The organism is Pseudomonas sp. F8002 (genome assembly GCF_013385495.1).
Classification (GTDB): domain Bacteria; phylum Pseudomonadota; class Gammaproteobacteria; order Pseudomonadales; family Pseudomonadaceae; genus Aquipseudomonas.
Window position 1 is genome coordinate 164,529 of sequence record NZ_JACAPW010000001.1, and the last position, 15,687, is coordinate 180,215.

General features: G+C 61.1%; 16 protein-coding genes, 1 pseudogene and 1 riboswitch. Of the genes and pseudogenes, 8 read left to right on the forward strand and 9 right to left on the reverse strand.

The window, feature by feature from the left end; genetic code table 11:
* Positions 1 to 8: 8 nt before the first annotated feature.
* Positions 9 to 1,517 (reverse strand): malate dehydrogenase (quinone), encoded by a 1,509-nt coding sequence (gene mqo, locus HX811_RS00800; RefSeq protein ID WP_063027175.1) that lies wholly within the window; start codon positions 1,515 to 1,517, stop codon positions 9 to 11.
* Positions 1,518 to 2,244: 727 nt separating this feature from the next.
* Positions 2,245 to 2,478 (reverse strand): hypothetical protein, encoded by a 234-nt coding sequence (locus HX811_RS00805; protein WP_177044370.1) that lies wholly within the window; start codon positions 2,476 to 2,478, stop codon positions 2,245 to 2,247.
* 184 nt (positions 2,479 to 2,662) lie between these two features.
* Here HX811_RS00805 and HX811_RS00810 point away from each other — a divergent pair, with 184 nt between their 5' ends.
* Complete coding sequence (locus tag HX811_RS00810) at positions 2,663 to 3,247, forward strand: YajG family lipoprotein (RefSeq protein ID WP_003216157.1); 585 nt, start codon at positions 2,663 to 2,665, stop codon at positions 3,245 to 3,247.
* Between the two features lie 102 nt (positions 3,248 to 3,349).
* Here the strand turns inward: HX811_RS00810 and HX811_RS00815 are convergent, their stop codons facing one another.
* Entirely contained in the window at positions 3,350 to 3,559 is a 210-nt protein-coding gene (locus HX811_RS00815; RefSeq protein WP_102369898.1) for a hypothetical protein, read from the reverse strand.
* A 181-nt stretch (positions 3,560 to 3,740) separates the two neighbouring features.
* Between HX811_RS00815 and HX811_RS00820 the strand changes: the two genes are divergently transcribed.
* Positions 3,741 to 3,998, forward strand: a complete 258-nt coding sequence (locus HX811_RS00820) for a hypothetical protein (RefSeq protein WP_177044371.1) — start codon at positions 3,741 to 3,743, stop codon at positions 3,996 to 3,998.
* Between the two features lie 135 nt (positions 3,999 to 4,133).
* Here the strand turns inward: HX811_RS00820 and HX811_RS00825 are convergent, their stop codons facing one another.
* A complete protein-coding gene (locus HX811_RS00825) occupies positions 4,134 to 5,297 on the reverse strand; it encodes a 1-acyl-sn-glycerol-3-phosphate acyltransferase (protein ID WP_029615884.1) in 1,164 nt (387 codons plus the stop codon).
* A gap of 143 nt (positions 5,298 to 5,440) precedes the next feature.
* Between HX811_RS00825 and HX811_RS00830 the strand changes: the two genes are divergently transcribed.
* The 3 genes from HX811_RS00830 to HX811_RS00840 are packed head-to-tail and all read left to right on the forward strand — an operon-like array spanning position 5,441 to position 6,548.
* On the forward strand, positions 5,441 to 5,620 hold the full coding sequence (locus tag HX811_RS00830) for a CPXCG motif-containing cysteine-rich protein (RefSeq protein WP_177008734.1): 180 nt from the start codon (positions 5,441 to 5,443) through the stop codon (positions 5,618 to 5,620).
* Between the two features lie 10 nt (positions 5,621 to 5,630).
* On the forward strand, positions 5,631 to 5,891 hold the full coding sequence (locus tag HX811_RS00835; protein ID WP_177044372.1) for a putative signal transducing protein: 261 nt from the start codon (positions 5,631 to 5,633) through the stop codon (positions 5,889 to 5,891).
* Between the two features lie 36 nt (positions 5,892 to 5,927).
* The gene (locus tag HX811_RS00840) at positions 5,928 to 6,548 is read left to right on the forward strand and encodes an SOS response-associated peptidase (protein ID WP_003216163.1); all 621 of its coding nucleotides are present in this window, start codon (positions 5,928 to 5,930) and stop codon (positions 6,546 to 6,548) included.
* Between the two features lie 133 nt (positions 6,549 to 6,681).
* Here HX811_RS00840 and HX811_RS32155 read toward each other — a convergent pair whose 3' ends face one another.
* Together HX811_RS32155 and HX811_RS32160 are read right to left on the reverse strand one after the other, a co-directional pair.
* Positions 6,682 to 7,524: a methyl-accepting chemotaxis protein gene (locus HX811_RS32155; RefSeq protein ID WP_371132336.1), complete on the reverse strand. Its 843-nt coding sequence runs from the start codon at positions 7,522 to 7,524 to the stop codon at positions 6,682 to 6,684.
* A 15-nt stretch (positions 7,525 to 7,539) separates the two neighbouring features.
* Positions 7,540 to 8,820, reverse strand: a pseudogene (locus tag HX811_RS32160) (HAMP domain-containing protein); the annotation flags it as partial.
* Positions 8,821 to 9,072: 252 nt separating this feature from the next.
* Here HX811_RS32160 and HX811_RS00850 point away from each other — a divergent pair.
* Positions 9,073 to 9,891 (forward strand): M48 family metallopeptidase, encoded by an 819-nt coding sequence (locus HX811_RS00850; protein ID WP_003216165.1) that lies wholly within the window; start codon positions 9,073 to 9,075, stop codon positions 9,889 to 9,891.
* A 160-nt stretch (positions 9,892 to 10,051) separates the two neighbouring features.
* Here HX811_RS00850 and HX811_RS00855 read toward each other — a convergent pair whose 3' ends face one another.
* From HX811_RS00855 to HX811_RS00865, 3 genes are all read right to left on the reverse strand, one after another.
* Positions 10,052 to 10,636: a TMEM165/GDT1 family protein gene (locus HX811_RS00855; protein WP_003216166.1), complete on the reverse strand. Its 585-nt coding sequence runs from the start codon at positions 10,634 to 10,636 to the stop codon at positions 10,052 to 10,054.
* Positions 10,637 to 10,724: 88 nt separating this feature from the next.
* Positions 10,725 to 10,844: riboswitch (yybP-ykoY riboswitch) on the reverse strand.
* Positions 10,845 to 10,895: 51 nt separating this feature from the next.
* The gene (locus HX811_RS00860) at positions 10,896 to 11,894 is read right to left on the reverse strand and encodes a class I SAM-dependent methyltransferase (protein WP_008434258.1); all 999 of its coding nucleotides are present in this window, start codon (positions 11,892 to 11,894) and stop codon (positions 10,896 to 10,898) included.
* A gap of 30 nt (positions 11,895 to 11,924) precedes the next feature.
* A complete protein-coding gene (locus tag HX811_RS00865; RefSeq protein WP_218172219.1) occupies positions 11,925 to 12,887 on the reverse strand; it encodes a 2-hydroxyacid dehydrogenase in 963 nt (320 codons plus the stop codon).
* An 87-nt stretch (positions 12,888 to 12,974) separates the two neighbouring features.
* On the opposite strand from HX811_RS00865, the gene HX811_RS00870 reads away from it, so the two are divergent.
* Both HX811_RS00870 and HX811_RS00875 read left to right on the forward strand, forming a co-directional pair.
* A complete protein-coding gene (locus tag HX811_RS00870) occupies positions 12,975 to 13,607 on the forward strand; it encodes a LysE family translocator (protein WP_003216169.1) in 633 nt (210 codons plus the stop codon).
* A 131-nt stretch (positions 13,608 to 13,738) separates the two neighbouring features.
* Positions 13,739 to 15,421, forward strand: a complete 1,683-nt coding sequence (locus HX811_RS00875; RefSeq protein WP_003216170.1) for a fatty acid--CoA ligase — start codon at positions 13,739 to 13,741, stop codon at positions 15,419 to 15,421.
* Positions 15,422 to 15,687 lie beyond the last annotated feature (266 nt).

Sequence of the window (15,687 nt, forward strand, 5' to 3'; positions counted from 1 at the left end):
CACGACGCTCAAGCGTAGCTTTCGGTCTCGCTGCTCTGCTCAACCAGTTCCAGGCTGATGTTGTTCTGCGTGTTGATCTTGCGATACAGCTCGGCATCGGTCTCCAGGACCTTTTCCCGAGCCGGGAAGATCTCGTGCAGCTTGGCCGCCCACTCACCGGCCGCTTTCGTCGGGAAGCAGCGTTCGATCAGTTCCAGCATGATCGATACGGTCACCGAAGCACCTGGAGACGCGCCGAGCAGGGCGGCCAGCGAACCGTCCTTGGCCGCAACCAGTTCGGTACCGAATTGCAGCACGCCGCCTTTCTTCGGGTCTTTCTTGATGATCTGCACCCGTTGGCCGGCCACTTCCAGGCGCCAGTCTTCGGCTTTTGCCTCAGGGTAGAAGCGACGCAGGGATTCCAGGCGCTGCTCCATGGACTGGCGCACTTCGCTGACCAGGTACTTGGTCAGGTCCATGTTGTCCCGGGCCACGGCCAGCATCGGGCCGATGTTGCCGGCACGAATCGACAGGGGCAGGTCAAGGAACGAGCCGTGTTTGAGGAACTTGGTGGTGAAACCGGCGTATGGCCCGAACAGCAGGGATTTCTTGCCGTCGACCACACGGGTGTCGAGGTGCGGCACCGACATCGGTGGCGAACCCACCGCCGCCTGGCTGTAGACCTTGGCCTGGTGGTGCTTGACCACTTCCGGGTTGTCGCAACGCAGCCACTGGCCGCTGACCGGGAAGCCGCCGAAGCCCTTGCTTTCCTCGATGCCCGAGGCTTGCAACAGCGGCAGGGCCGCGCCACCGGCGCCGAGGAACACGAACTTGGCGTCCACATCACGGGAGTTGCCGCTGTTGACGTCCTTGATGCTCACGGTCCAGCCGGCGCCGTTGCGCTTGAGGCCGGTGACGCGCTTGCTGTACTTGACCTGGGCATCCGGGGCGCTGGTCAGGTGCGAGAGCAACTGGTTGGTCAGGGCGCCGAAGTTGACGTCGGTGCCGTTCATCACGCGGGTGGCGGCGATTTTTTCGTCCAGCGGGCGGCCGGGCATCATCAGCGGCATCCACTCGGCCATCTCGCTGCGGTCTTCGGTGTAGTGCATGTCCGAGAACGCGTGGTGCTGGCTGAGGGTTTCAAAGCGCTTCTTGAGGAACGACACGCCTTTCTCACCCTGTACGAAGCTCAGGTGCGGCACGGGGCTGATAAAGGATTTGGACGAGCCAAAGGTGCCTTTCTTGGTCAGGTACGCCCAGAACTGCTTCGACACCTCGAATTGGGTGTTGATGTGCACGGCTTTCTTGATGTCGATGGAGCCGTCGGCGGCCTGCGGTGTGTAGTTCAGCTCACACAGCCCGGCGTGGCCGGTACCGGCGTTGTTCCACGGGTTGGAACTTTCCGCGGCACCCGAATCCATCAGCTCAACGACTTCCAGCTTGAGGCCGGGGTCGAGCTCTTTGAGCAGTACGGCGAGGGTGGCACTCATGATGCCCGCACCTACCAGTACTACGTCGACTGCTTCGTTATGCGCCATTTAACGCGTCTCCAAAATCTGCAGCACCAAATTGACGGCATGGCTGCCAGGAGTGACGGGGCGGTTCACGTGATGCCCCAGGTTACCCATGGCCAGGATCGCCATGTCCGATTCTTCGCAATTTATCGCAAGCGGACGCTGCCGACCGGGCCTGATCTGCGTATGAACGCATTTAAGGGCGCCTGTGGCAATTCGACTTATGGTCAAGCTCGTCCGATCGTGCAACCAAATCCGTAGCGGACAGGCTTCAAGCTCCGGTTCTTGAGGAGTGCTCGGTCCTGTGTGGTGGGGCTGTTCCAGACGCTGATGGTGCTTGTACAAACGCAAAACTATTCATTTGCTCGCCACACTCTTGTGAAGTTGTGAAAACCCGTTTTTTTCACGCTCTTTTGAAGACGTGAACCTCAAAAAAGGGCTGCCCCAGCCTGGCACCTGGCCCGAAATCACTGCCGGCAAGCGGCAAAACGGGCAAACAACTCAAGTGGCCGAGCGCATGGCAGCTCTGGCAGATTCGGGTAAAGACGATGGTTTGCAGAGAAAACAGCAAGCTCGCCAGCTTCACACGATCTGTGTGGGCGGCTCTCTGTGGGCGGTGCGGGGGAGCTAATACAAGTGCATTAGCGATGCTGCGAGGCCCGATCAGGAGACGTCCTTATAATCGGGGGGAGATTGTAGCGAAGAAATGCGCGCAAATGGACGTGTTTAATGACTTTTATTAGCAGTCTGGTCAGGAGGCCAACGCGTGCCGTGCCTGTGGCTGCGAAACCCGGAGGCTGACGCGCGCGCTGGCGGGCAGCGGGCGGTGCATCCAGCTCAGGCGGGTCTCTTCGACTTCGACCCAGCCTTCACCGACGGGCGGCAGGCTGCACTGCTTGAAAGCCTGGCAGCAGCCTTGGGCGTCGAGCAGGGCAAAGTGGCGATGGCTGGTGTGGGAAAAGAACAAAGATTTGAGAAGGCGCATGGCTGTGTACCCGGTTCGTTACATGCTGCGAAGGTTGGCAGTCTGGCATGACATTGAGGTGACGGTTCTGTGTGAAAATTGTAATTTCGCCGACAGTTCAGGCGCCGTTCAGGAATTCTGGTGAGTGGCGAGCGCTCACCGTTATACTGGCGCCCTGTTTGCATCTAGTCCTGGAGAAATGAGTATGTTGCAACGCCTGTTGTTCGGTTTGATCACTGTGACCAGTTTGACCCTGGTTGGCTGCGCCCACAGCCCGCAACAACTCAGCCCGCAACCGAAAATCACCACCCAGCTGGCGCCTGTCGGCCATGGCCAGCCGGTGTCGGTGCGTGTGGTTGACGGGCGTCCGTCGCCGACCCTCGGCACCCGTGGCGGCCTGTACCCGGAAACCAGCGCCATTACGGTCACCGGTGCGGACGTGCTGCCCAAGCTGCAAGCCCAGGCCGAAGCGGCCGTGCGCCTGTTGGGCTTCACCCCGTCTAACTCGCCAGGTGCGCCACAACTGACCATCACCCTGGCCGAGCTGAAGTATCAGTCGCCCAAGGAAGGCCTGTACGTGACTGAAGCCACCATCGGCGCGACCTTCAAGTCCGACGTGACGGCCGGTACCCGTCGCTACAGCGGCCGTTACGGCGCATCCCTGGACCAGCGCTTCGGCATGGCGCCGAACCAGGAAACCAACACCAAGCTGGTCAGCGACGTGTTGAGCGATGCCCTGACGCGCCTGTTCAAGGACCCGAGCATCGGTTCGCTGCTCAGCTCGCAGTAACCGTCAGGCGGGCGCGGAGCGCCCCAGTCGGCATTCCTTTGCGGCGCGTGGGAACGATGACCGGGCTCAGCGATGAGCCCGGTTTTTTTACGCCTGCCGTTTTCATGCAGCCGTTTCGATATAAAAGTCCAGCACACTCACGCCAGTGAGCAAGTCCAGCTCCGGCAGGTCGGCATGTTGATGCCCGCCGAGGGCGCAATACACCAGCCAGTGGCGGTCCTGCACATTGAACGCGAGGCCGCCCACCAGGGCCTCTTGCTCATCGCTTGGGGCAATCAGATACAGCCGATCCTGGTTCTGCGCGTGCAACATGACAAGCTCCCGGGCTTTCGAAGGGCAACAGAGTGGCTTGTTAAGGTGACGTTCAGGTGACGCTGTAAATTACTGGATACATTAGCCGTCAATGGGGAAGGAGTAATGACGCGCAGGCGGCGCATATCATTCAGGTTTGTATCTGGATTGATACCAAGACACTGATACATCAAGGTTTGCGATGTCGCTGACCGCACTACTGCTCAATTCCCTTGCCCTGTTACTGGCCTGCCCGGCGGCATGGCTGCTGTTTGTTACGCGCCTGCATGAACAGCGCGCGATGGCCCGCCTTGCCGCGCAAAGCGAACTGCGTGCCATTGATCAGCCGATGCTGTATCTGGACGTGTTGACGCAGCGTACCTATCGCCTGTTCTACCGGTTGGGGTTTGCCTGTCTGGGGCTGGCGTTGCTGGTGTCTTTTTTCAGCTCCCGATTGTAAGAACACCCTGAAACAAATGTGGGAGCGGGCTTGCTCGCGAATGCGGTGTATCAGTCACCAGATGTATTGACTGACACTCTGCATTCGCGAGCAAGCCCGCTCCCACATTAGGTTTGCGCTGTTGCTGGTACCGGGTTACAGGGCAATCCCGGCCTTGACCCGGTACTGATTCCTCACCGGCGTCGCGTATTGCAACACCAGATACGGCCGATGCTCGGCCGGGCACGCATTCAAGCGCCGCTCCCACTCTGCCTTCGCCTTGGCCAACTCATCCGCCGGGAATACCTCGGCTGCGGTCGGTACCTGCAATTGCGGATCGGCATCGCTCCATTGGGCGTACGCCAGGTAATGCACCGGGAACAACCGATAACCGCCCAGGATCTGCCGGTCCATTTCGATCGCCAACAGCTTGGTGTCTTCGAACGCCTCGGTGATCGGCGGCGCGAAGTTGACGTGTACCCGGCCCTTGTAGCCGGTGATGCCCAGGGCAATGCTCACGTCATCTTCCCCCGGCGCCTTGCTGTAGGTGCCGGTGGTGGCGCGGATGTACAGCTCGCGGGCCTTGGCTGCGTCGCACGGGTCGTATTCGTAGCTGATGGACACCGGCGTCAGGTTCAGTGACTGGATGACCTCGGCGAACGGCTCGTCCTTGCGGCTCATGTGGAACATCTTGAGGATCGCCGACTCGGTGCGATCATCCCCATCCTTGGCGCGGCCTTCGGCCTGGGCGATCCAGATCGACTGGCAGTCGTTGCGAATCGAATGGTTGATGTAGGCCGACAGCAACTGGTAGGCCGCCATCTTCTCTTTGCGCCCGGTGATCGAGCGGTGCACGATGAAACTCTTGTTCAGGCGCATCAGGTCGCTGACAAACGGCTTTTGCAGCAGGTTGTCGCCGATGGCGATGCGTGGCGTCGGCAGGCCGGCGTGATACACGGCGTAGTTGACGAAGGCCGGGTCCATCACGATGTCGCGGTGGTTGGCCAGGAACAGGTAGGCGCTGCCGGACTTGAACTGCTCCACGCCGGTATAGGTCACGCCGTCGGTTGCCCGCTCGATGGTGTGGTCGACGTAAAACTCGACTTTGTCCTGCAGCGTGGCCACGGTGGTGACGCCGGCGAACTCACGGCGCAGTTTATGAGCGATCATCGGCTTGAGCAGCCAGCCGAAAGCTCCGGCAAAGCGCGGGAAGCGAAAGTGGGTCAGGATGTCCAGAAAGGCCTTGTCACTGAACAGTCGGGCCAGCACTGCCGGGACTTCGCTGTCGTTGTAAGGTCGGATGGTATCGAATTCGCCCATCATGCTCTCTTGTTAGAAACGGCTAGGGTAAGTAAAGGTTGGAACAATAAATATCAGGGCGTGGTCCGGGCAATTGGCCGGGACGAAAAATAGCCCTGTAAATAGACCGGCGATTATACGCACAAGTCACCTTGGAGACCGCGATGGAAGAGGAGTCGTACGAATGTCCTTATTGTGGGGAGGTTGTCACGGCGTTACTGGACCTGTCCGGGGGTGATCAGGAATATATAGAAGACTGCCCGGTGTGCTGCCGGCCCATTGTTTTCGAGCTGCAGGTTCATGACGACGAATGGATGCTCAACGTGCGCAGCGAGAACGAATAAAGGTACGCCCATGCAGCGAATCTACGAGCCGGAAAACCTGATGGAAGGTGAGCTGCTGCAAGGCATGCTCGAAAGCGAGGGCATCACCGCGCACCTGGTGGGGCGCGATTTGCTCGGGGGTACCGGCGAACTGCCGATCTATGGCCTGCTGGCGCTGGCGGTGAAGAACGACCAGGCCGCCTACGCCCGCGAGCTGATCACCGCCTACAACGGTGCGCAACCACTGCCCGGTGATGAACCCGACAGCTTTCCCGACGTGCTGGTCTGTTAGGCTGTCGGCCAGTTTCTCCAAGAGTCGTGTTGCCCCATGTGTGGACGTTATGCCCTGTTTCGCTGGAACCCCGCGTTTGCTGCCTTGCCGGGCTTCCCGGCCGACCAGCAGGCCCAGTGGAACATCTCTCCCAATGACTCGGTGCTGATCCAGCGCCTGAGCGACGGCCAGCACACCCTGGCGCGGGCGCGCTGGGGCCTGACGCCGCCCTGGCTGACCGACCTCTCTCGTACACCGGCCCATGCCCGGGCGGAAACCCTCGCCGAACAGCCGATGTTTCGCGAAGCGTTTCGCCAGCGCCGCTGCCTGCTGCCGGCCAATGGTTTCTACGAATGGCGCGGCACCCAGCGCAAGCGCCCGTACTGGCTGACGCCGGGGGAGGGCAGCACACTGTTCTTTGCGGCGATCTGGGAGGCGTATCCGGTGCAGGAGCAGGTTTGGTTGAGTACGGCGGTGGTGACCCAGGCGGCGCAGAGTCAACGCCGACCGTTGATTCTGGATGCGGCGGGGCAGGCAGCCTGGCTGAACCCCGAGACGCCGCTGCACACCTTGCAGGCCTTGTTGGCCAGTGAACCCACCGCGTTGCGCGAGCGGGTGCTGGCCAATATGGTCAACGATCCGAAGCTGAATGGACCGGAGTGCCTGACGCCGGGTTGAGCGTTGTGTTGAATCGGCCGGCCTCTTCGCGAGCAAGCCCGCTCCCACATTTGATTGCATTTCAACTGAAGGAATGCGATCGAATGTGGGAGCGGGCTTGCTCGCGAAGGCGCCCGAAAGGGCGCTGCTTGACTCAAACCTTGAACTGATTGATCAACCGCCGCTGCTGCTCCGCCAGCTTGGTCAGGTCTGCGCTGGCCGCGCTCGACTCATCCGCTCCGCCGGCCACTTCATTGGCCACCTGTCCGATATTGATCACGTTACGGTTAATGTCCTCGGCCACCGCGCTCTGTTCCTCGGCGGCGCTGGCGATCTGGGTGTTCATGTCGTTGATCACCGACACCGCCCGGGTAATGGTCTCCAGCGCCTGAGCCGCCTTGGCCGCGTGCTGCACGCTTTCATCGGTGCGGTTCTGGCTGTCTTCCATCACTCGCACCACGTCGCGGGTGCCCTGCTGCAGTTGCTGGATCATGGCCTGGATTTCTTCGGTAGCCTTCTGGGTCTTCTGCGCCAGGTTGCGCACCTCGTCGGCCACCACCGCAAACCCGCGCCCTTGCTCACCGGCCCGTGCTGCTTCGATTGCCGCGTTGAGCGCCAGCAGGTTGGTCTGCTCGGCAATCCCGCGAATCGCCGTGAGGATGGCATTGATGTTCTCGCTGTCCTTGGCCAGCGCCTGCACCACACCGACCGCCTTGCCGATTTCCTCGGCGAGGGCGCCGATGGAGGTGGAGGTGTCGCGCACAATCTGCATGCCCTGGCTCGCCGCTTGATCAGCGTGGCTGGCGGCCTGTGCGGCCTGGGTGGCGTTGCGCGCCACGTCCTGTGCGGTCGCGGTCATCTCGTGCACGGCGGTAGCCACCTGGTCGATCTCGACCATTTGCTTGTGCACGCCCTGGTTGGTGCGAATCGCAATGTCGGCGGTGTGCTCCGACGAGTCGCTGACCTTCTGCACCGAACTCACCACCTGGGTAATCATCCCCTGCAACTTTGCCAGGAATGTATTGAAGCCGCTGGCAATCGCCCCCAGTTCGTCGGCGCGATCACTGGTCAGGCGCCGGGTCAGGTCGCCTTCGCCCTGGGCGATGTCATTGAGCATCGCCACCATTTGCTTGAGCGGCCGGGCAATGCCGTGGCCCACCAGCCAGATCACCAGCAAGCCGATGCCGGCGATCAGCAGCCCGGCCACGGCCATGCCGAAAATATCGGTTTTGCGCTGGGCGTCGAGGTCGTGCTGCATCGCCTGCAAGTCCGCCATCACCGCGCTCAAGGGCAGTTGCAGCAACAGGGTCCAGCGGGCATCGGTCTGGCCGATGTTGAACGGCAGGAACAACTCGATATGCCCGTGTTGCTTGTCCACGTCGTAGCGCACTTCGCCGATCTTCAGCTGGCCGAGGTTGGCCAGTTCGTTGCTGTCCAGCAGGTCGCTGGCCTTTTCCCCGAGCTTGCTGGCGTCCTTGGTGTAGGCCACCAGGCGACCGTTGCTGGAAATCAGCGCCAGTTCACCAGCACCGTTGTACAAATTCTGATCGGCCTTGGTGAGCATTTCCTGGATGAAGTTCACCGACAGGTCGGCGCCGACGATGCCCTGGAAGGTGCCGTCGATCATGATTGGTTCGATAAACGAGGCGAGCATCACCATCGCATTCCCGACTTTATAAGGGGCCGGATCGATGGCGCAGGGCTTTTTGCTTTCCTTGGAACACAGGTAGTACTCACTGGCGCGCACGCCGGTGGACAGGATGGTCTGGTCGGCCACGTCAGCCAGTTTATCCAGGCCCAGGCTGCCGTCGGCATTGCGGAACCACCACGGCAGGAAGCGGCCGTTGGTTTCGATGCCGACCACCGGGCTGTTGACGTAGGCAGCATCGTTGTGGTCGATGGCGTTGGCTTCCCAGCCTATATAGGCGCCGAGAATCTTCGGGTTACGCACCACGGTTTCGTGGATCAGGTTGATCAGTTGTTCACGGGAGACCGCCAGTTGCGGATTGCCGTTGGCGTCTTTCATGCCCATCAGGGCGTTGGCGGTGGCCAGGCCCTTGGCCGTCACCAGCGGCGCTTCGAGTTCGCGCTGGATCAGCGTCGCCTGGGTTTGCGCCAGGGCGGTCAGGCGCTGTTCGATGATTTGTTCGAATTGGCCCTGGGTGCGTTCCTGCACCATCTCCTGGGTGCGCGCCCCGGCGAACAAGGCATACAGCACCAACACCGCCACCACGCTCAGGACAATGGCCCCGGCCAGTGCCGCGACAGAAAATTGAATCGACTTGAACTTCATGACGGCTCCGAGCGCAGGGGGAGATTGGCTGCTTGTGTATATCGGCCGCGGGCGGGGGAGACATGAGGGCCATTACTTCAAAATGACTGTGCCGGATGGGCGAATGTCGTAAATGGAATGGTTGCCAGCGTTTGTGAATTTTTTGCGGCAGTGTGGGATGTATCTGAAATCAGGTGGCTATACGTCTGTTGTATCTGGCGTCGATACAATTGGCCGACTACGATACGCGCCATGTTTTCAGGGAGCAGGTTGATGAAAAAGACAGTGGCGGTATGTGCGTTGGGCGCGGCTTTGTTGCTCGCCGGTTGTCAGTCGGTCAACACCACCAGCGGCGGCGCCGTGGGGGTTGAGCGCAAGCAGTACATGTTCAGCATGTTGTCGAGCCAGGAAGTCGACCAGATGTATGCGCAGTCCTACCAGCAGACCCTGGGTGAAGCCAGCGGCAAGGGCCTGGTGGACAAGACCAGCGCCAACGCCAAGCGCGTGCAGGCGATTGCCAACCGCCTGATCGCCCAGGCGCCCACCTTCCGCCCGGATGCGGCGCAGTGGAAGTGGGAAGTGAACCTAATCAAAAGTGACGAGATGAACGCCAACTGCGGGCCTGGCGGCAAGATCTTTGTCTACAGCGCGTTGATCGACAATCTCAAGTTGACCGACGACGAACTCGCCGCCGTGATGGGCCATGAAATTGCCCACGCCTTGCGTGAGCACGGCCGCGAAGCCATGTCCAAGGCCTACGGTATCGAAATGGCGAAGCAGGGGGCCGGTGCGTTGTTCGGCCTCGGTCAGGACAGCCTGGCGCTGGCCGATACCGTGGCCAACTACGGCATGACCTTGCCCAACAGCCGCAGCAATGAAAACGAAGCGGACCTGATCGGCCTGGAGTTGTCGGCGCGTGCCGGTTACAACCCGAACGCGGCGATTACCTTGTGGAACAAAATGGCCAAGGCTTCGGAAGGCTCGCCACCTGAATTCATGAGCACTCACCCTGCCTCCGACAGCCGGATCGCCTCGTTGCAGGCGGCGATTCCGAAGGTGATGCCGTTGTATCAGCAGGCGAAAAAATCCTGATTTATAAGGCTGAAATGCAAATCTGAATGTGGGTGCCCGGCTTGTGTGGGAGTCGGGCTTGCCCGCGATGCAGGCACCTCGGTGTGTCAGTTGCACCGAGGTGATGCTGTCGCAGGCAAGCCAGCTCCCACCAAAGCCCAGCCCCCATATGGGGTTGCGTTTAGATCCAGCCGCTGCTTTGCATGGCCTTGTACACCGCAACAATGGCCAGGATGAAGAATGCCGTAGCCGCCAGTCGACGAATCAGCGTCAGCGGCAATTTGTCCGCGGCAAAATTACCCGCCAGCACCACCGGCACGTTGGCAATCAACATGCCCAGGGTGGTGCCGATAATCACCAGCCACAGTTCCGGGTATTGCGCCGCGAGCATCACGGTAGCGATCTGGGTCTTGTCGCCGATTTCCGCGAGGAAGAACGCGATCAGCGTGGTCAGGAAGGGCCCGAACTTGCGGGAAGTGCTGGCTTCGTCATCGTCGAGCTTGTCGGGCACCAGGGTCCACAGCGCCGTGGCGCAGAAGCTCGCCGCGAGGATCCAGTGCAGCACCGCATCCGAGAAGAAACTCCCGAACCAGGCCCCCACGGCACCGGCGGCCGCATGGTTGGCCAGGGTCGCGGCAACGATGCCGGCGATGATCGGCCAGGGTTTGCGAAAGCGTGCAGCGAGAATGAGCGCGAGCAGTTGCGTCTTGTCGCCAATTTCGGCCAAGGCAACGATTGCGGTAGGGACGAGCAGAGAATCCAGCATCAGGTAAGTTCCAGGGGCGGGTCGACACGGCTATGACACGTACAGCCTTCCCGCCCCGGGTAAGGTGTTCGTGTCATAGGTCTTGTCAAACCCCGGTCCGTCTGTGCGGACTCCTGGGTCGCATACGCCATGGCCTGTTGACCAAGTATGTTGACGTATGCCGGACGAGCGTGGCGCTCGTGGGAGACTACTCCCCTAGGACGGAGCGGATTCTGCCTAGGCAAAATCCATTCGGCAAGCCTTCTTTTGGAAAAAGATCTCAGCCGCGCTTGGCACGGTAAATGCGAAAACCCTGGCCTTCTGCCTTGATTGCGCACACCCCAAGATGCTCTTCAATCAGCGGCTGATACTTCAGGAAGCTGTTGGCGACCAAGCGAAGTTCTCCGCCTTTTGCCAGATGTTTGGCCGCTTTTCGCAGCAGGTTCTCGGTGGCGAAATAATCGGTGTGCACCCCGACGTGGAACGGCGGGTTGCTCAGAATCGCGTTCAGATTCATCGGAGCAGCGTCGATGCCATCACCGGTCAACACCTCGGCTTCCAGGCCATTGGCCGCCAGTGTCAGGCGACTGCTGGCAGCGGCAAAGGCATCCACGTCGAGCATTGTCACCGTGTTATGCGGGTAGCGACGCTTGACCGCTGCCCCGAGCACACCCGCGCCACAACCGAAATCCAGCAAGTGACCGCTCGGCAACTTGTCCAGGTGCTCCAGCAGCAACGCCGTGCCGCGATCCAGGCGACCGTGGCTGAACACGCCCGGCAGGCTCACCACCTTGAGCGGGCCCTCAGCCAGCGGCACCTCGAACACCTGCGCCAGGCTCTCCAGTTCTACCGGCTCGGGGGCGTTGGCCACCGTCACCAGCCACAACTGGCAGTGCCGCGCGTTGTCGAGCTTGCGCGGCTTGCCGAACGGATTCAGTTGCTTGGCCGCGCTTTCGATGCCGCCTTTCTTCTCCCCCACCAGGTACAACTCCTTGCCGGGCAAACGCGCCGCCACGGCATTGAGCAGGTAGTCGGTGAGGTCCTTGGACTTGGGCAGGAACACCACCGCGGTCTCGAACGAACGCTCGGGCACGTTCACACCGAACTGGCTGCGCTCGGCAAAACGTGCGTCCAGTGCGGCCTGGTCGCCGGCGTGCCAGCTCCAGCCATGGGCATTGGGCAGGCGGCCCAGCAGGTCGTCGGCGGGCAAGCCCACCAGCAGCACGTCGCCTTGAAAAAGTTCGGCCTGGCGAAGCAGTACTTCACTGCGCGGATCCATGGTCTGCTCCTTGAAAAGGGGCGCAGTTTATCAACTGACGACGCGCAGCGGGGCGCCGCAGAAAAAGCCCTCGGCGTTTTCGATCAATTGGCCGACGATCCGCTGCCGGGCTTCGCGGCTGCCCCAGGCGTTGTGCGGGGTGACGATCAAGCGCGGGATGTCGCCGGCCAGCAACGGGTTGCCGTTCACCGGCGGTTCCACGCTCAATACATCGGTCGCCGCGCCGCCCAGGTGCCCACTGCGCAAGGCATCGGCCAGGGCCTGTTCGTTGATCAAGCCACCACGGGCGGTGTTGACGATAAACGCGCCGGGCTTGAGCAAGGCGAGTTCACGGGCACCGATAAAGTCGCGGGTGTGTTCGTTGAGCGGGCAGTGCAGGGTCAGCGCGTCGACCTGCGCCAGCAACTCATCCAGCGGCACGCGATCGGCGCGGGCCGGGCGGCCTGGAATCGCACCCAGGATCACGCGCATGCCAAAGGCTTCAGCCAGGCGCGCAACGGCACCGCCCAATTCACCATGGCCCAGCAGCCCGAGGGTTTTGCCTTCCAGTTCGACGATCGGGTAGTCCAGCAGGCAGAACTGCTTGGCTTGTTGCCAGTGCCCCGCCTGCACATCCCGTTGATAGTCGTTCAGGCGCGTCGCCAGGTTCAGCAGCAGCATGATCGTATGCTGCGCCACCGATGGCGTGCCGTAACCCTGGCAATTGCTCACGGTAACGCCGTGGGCGCGGGCGGCGGCGAGGTCGACGTTGTTGGTGCCGGTGGCGGTCACCAGGATCAGCTTCAGCTCGGGGCAGGCCGCCAGGGTCTCGGCATTCAGCGCGATCTTGTTGCTGATGGCCACCTGCGCGCCTTGCAGGCGTTCGATAATGTTTTCGGGTGTGGTCTGCTGGTGCAGGCTCAGCTCGCTGAAGAGTGCCCGCAACCCGCTGAGGTCCAGGTCCCCGAGGTCCAGGGAAGGGTGATCAAGGAAGACGGCGCGGCGATTGTTCATTATCAACTGTACCTTTTGCGACGAGGTTCGAAGGCGTAATCTGCCGAGCCTATCAGATGAAATAATCAGTTACTTCCTGGAGTGTGCATGTACCTCACCGAGTTCTTGACCGTGGCACTGATTCACCTGTTGGCGGTGGCCAGCCCTGGCCCGGATTTCGCCGTGGTGGTACGTGAAAGCGTGACCCATGGCCGACGTGCCGGCACCTGGACGGCATTGGGCGTCGGTTCGGCGATTTTCCTGCACGTGGGGTATTCGCTGCTGGGCATCGGCTTGATCGTGTCCCAGTCCATCGTGCTGTTCAATGCGCTGAAATGGGCGGCGGCGGCCTACCTGCTGTACATCGGCTTCAAGGCCCTGCGCGCCCAGCCGGCCAAGCCTGCCAGTGAAGAAGACCTGCACCTGGAAGCGGGCGAGCGCACTGCCCGTGGTGCGTTTACCTCAGGGTTTGTCACCAACGGCTTGAACCCCAAGGCCACGCTGTTCTTCCTGTCGCTGTTCACCGTGGTGATCAATCCCCACACGCCGTTGGCGGTCCAGGCCGGTTACGGCGTGTACCTGGCCGTGGCGACCGCGATCTGGTTTTGCCTGGTGGCCATGCTGTTCAGCCAGCAACGCGTACGCGCCGGTTTTGCACGCATGGGCCACTGGTTCGACCGCACCATGGGCGCGGTGCTGATTGCCATCGGCGTGAAGCTGGCGTTTACCAGCATGAAATAAGCCGGATGCTGGCGCAAAGCTAGCATTCATTGGGTTCTGCAAATCATTCCTTTGGGTGATTTGGCTGAAACATAAGCGCTCTAAAGTGCAGATGTTTCAGCCAAGACCGTGCAGTCAGATAAGGGATTCGTATGTTGCAGACTCGTGTTATCCCGCCCGCCGAAGGCGCCTACCAATACCCGCTGTTGATCAAACGCCTGTTGATGTCCGGGACACGCTACGAGAAGACCCGGGAAATCGTCTACCGCGACCAGTTGCGCTACACCTATCCGACCCTGATCGAGCGCGTCGCCCGCCTGGCCAATGTGCTGACCGAGGCCGGGGTCAAGGCCGGTGATACCGTGGCCGTGATGGACTGGGACAGCCATCGCTACCTGGAATGCATGTTTGCCATTCCGATGATTGGTGCGGTAATCCACACCATCAACGTGCGCCTGTCCCCGGAACAGATTCTGTACACCATGAACCACGCCGAGGACCGCTTTGTGCTGGTCAACAGCGAGTTCGTGGGGCTCTACCAGGCCATCGCCGGCCACCTCACCACCGTCGACAAAACCCTGCTGCTCACCGACGGCGCGGACAAAACCGCCGAGCTGCCCAACCTCGTGGGTGAGTACGAAACGTTGCTGGCGGCGGCGAGCCCCCGCTATGACTTCGAGGATTTCGACGAAAACTCCGTCGCCACCACCTTCTACACCACCGGCACCACGGGCAATCCCAAGGGCGTGTACTTCACCCACCGCCAACTGGTGCTGCACACCATGGGCGTGGCGACCATCATGGGCAGCGTCGACAGCGTGCGTCTGTTGGGCACCAACGACGTCTACATGCCGATCACTCCGATGTTCCACGTGCACGCCTGGGGCTTGCCGTATGTGGCGACCATGCTCGGCCTGAAGCAGGTTTATCCAGGCCGCTACGACCCCGAATACCTGGTGGAGCTGTGGCGCAAGGAGAAGGTCACCTTCTCCCATTGTGTGCCGACCATCCTGCAAATGGTGCTCAACGCCAAGGCCGGCCAGGGCGTGGATTTCGGCGGATGGAAAATCGTCATCGGTGGCAGCGCCCTCAATCGTTCGCTGTATGAAGCCTCCAAGGCCCGCGGGATTCAGCTGACGGCGGCGTACGGCATGTCCGAGACCGGGCCGCTGGTGTCCTGCGCCCACCTCAATGAAGAACTGATGGCGGGTACCGAAGACGAGCGCACCACTTACCGCATCAAGGCTGGCGTGCCCGGGCCATTGGTGGAAGCGGCGATCATCGATGGCGAGGGCAACTTCCTGCCCGCCGACGGTGAATCCCAGGGCGAGCTGGTGCTGCGCGCGCCATGGCTCAGCGAAGGCTATTTCAACGAGCCGCAGAAGGGCGCTGAGTTGTGGGCCGGCGGCTGGATGCACACCGGCGATGTGGCCACCCTCGATGCCTTCGGCGTGATCGATATTCGCGACCGCATCAAGGACGTGATCAAGACCGGCGGCGAGTGGATCTCCTCGCTGGCCCTTGAGGACCTGGTCAGCCGCCACCCGGCGGTACGCGAAGTAGCGGTGGTGGGGATTGCCGACCCGCAGTGGGGTGAGCGCCCGTTTGCGTTGCTGGTGGTGCGTGATGGCCATGTGATAGGGGCCAAGGAGCTGAAGGAACATCTCAAGCCATTCGTGGAATTGGGCCACCTGAGCAAGTGGGCGATTCCAAGCCAGATCGCCGTTGTTACGGAAATTCCCAAGACCAGCGTCGGCAAGCTCGACAAAAAACGTATCCGTGTCGACATCATCGAATGGCAGGCCAACAACAGCACCTTCCTCTCTACTCTCTGACGCTGCTTGCCGTGCCCTCGTGGGCACGGCAGCGCTCTAGTCCAAGCCTTCACTTGTGATTTGCCAATTTTCAGCCATCCTTCCGTCGCTGACCTTCGTCAGCATGGCGAAAAGGACTGTGGCAGACGGGTTGGTGATGCAAATCACACTTTAGAGGGATCAAGCGGTACCCCCTGCTGGCTATAGTTCATCCCAGAGTTTTTCAAGGTGCGGTGCTGTGAGCCCGGCGGGTTCATGTGTTCGCCCGGCATTGGAATCGTTGTATT